Source organism: Streptomyces sp. NPDC056160, from assembly GCF_042268205.1.
GTDB lineage: Bacteria > Actinomycetota > Actinomycetes > Streptomycetales > Streptomycetaceae > Streptomyces.
The window spans coordinates 1-1,500 of the sequence record NZ_JBHJUW010000344.1; the positions used below are offsets into that span (position 1 = coordinate 1).

General features: G+C 69.7%; 1 protein-coding gene. It reads left to right on the top strand.

The genetic code is table 11. The features are described 5' to 3' along the window. Window positions 1-114: 114 nt before the first annotated feature. The gene (locus ACFC02_RS42610) at window positions 115-1,467 is read left to right on the top strand and encodes an IS4 family transposase (RefSeq protein ID WP_376368424.1); all 1,353 of its coding nucleotides are present in this window, start codon (window positions 115-117) and stop codon (window positions 1,465-1,467) included. Window positions 1,468-1,500: the final 33 nt, after the last annotated feature.

A 1,500-nucleotide genomic window follows, 5' to 3' on the forward strand; every position in this document is an offset into this window, starting at 1 on the left:
CAACGCCGTTCAGTTAAGGGCGGAGGCTGTTCGTCAAGGCCGGTGAACGAGGCAGCGGAGCTGCTGTAGAAGAGGTTTGTCCTCCAAGACATCCTCACCACAGGAGCTCCGCTGTTGGAACAGGCTGCCATAACCAGGACGGTCGGGGTAGCGGCCGGGGTGTTCGCGCCGGGGCATATCGGTGAGCTGACCCGGATCATCCCGTTCGAGATGGTCGACGAGGTGCTGGCGGCGACCGGAACGGTCCAGCGCAGGATCCGTCTGCTGCCGGCGCGGGTCACGGTCTACCTGCTGCTGGCCGGAGCGCTCTTCAGCGGGCTGGGCTACCGGCAGGTCTTCGACCGGTTGCGTGCCGGGCTGTCGGGCCTGGCAACGGTTCGGCCCAGCGGCAGCGCTCTTCGCCAAGCGCGGCAGCGGCTGGGCCCGGCACCGATGAAGGCACTGTTTGACCTGGTGAGGGGACCCGCGGCCACGACCGCTGCCGCCGGGCGGTGGCGGGGTCTGAGAATCGTCGCGGTCGACGGCACCCTGCTGCCGGTCCCGGACTGTCCCGCCAACCTTGCGGTGTTCGCCCGCCAGCGGCTCGGCAACGGGACCTCGGGCTATCCGCAACTGCGTCTGGCCGCGCTGGTGGCCTGCGGGACACGCTCGGTGATCGGGGCCGTATTCGGTTCAGCCGCGACCGGCGAGCTGGAGTACGCCCGCCGGCTGGCAGTGGACCTTCGGGCCGGGATGCTGCTGCTGGGTGACCGGAACTTCGCCGCCGCCGCACTGCTGAACCAGATGGCCGCCACCGGCGCCGATCTGCTCGTGCGCTGCAAGGCCAACCGGCGCCTGCCAACGGTGGCCCGCTGCCGCGACGGCTCGACACTGACCCGCATCGGAACACTGACCATGCGTGTCATCAACGCCGAGATCACCATCCGCACCGCTCAGGGCACACGCACCGGCCACTACCGGCTCCTGACCACCCTCACCGACCCCGCCACCCACCCGGCCGGCGAACTCGTCCGGCTCTACCACGAGCGCTGGGAGATCGAGACGGCCTACGCGGAGCTGAAGTCCACGATCCTGGGCGGGCGGGTCCTGCGGGCCCGCACCCCGGCCGGTGTCGAGCAGGAGGTCTGGGCACTGCTGGTGGCCTACCAGGCACTGCGGACCGCGATGACGGACGCCACCGACAGCGTCCCGGGCACCGACCCGGACCGGGCCGGGTTCACCACCGCCCTCGCCGCCGCACGCGACCAGCTCGTCCTGGCCGCCGGTGTGATCACCGACACCGTGACCGACCTGGTCGGAGCCATCGGCCGCCACGTGCTGACCCACCTCCTGCCCGCCCGGCGGATCCGCACCAAAGACCGCATCGTCAAACGAGCGATCTCCAAGTACAACGCACGCGGACCCGCCATCGACCGGACCACCTACAAGGCCACCATCAGCATCAACATGCTCACAACCGACCCTTGACACGGCCCAGACCGCCCTAACTGAACGGCGTTG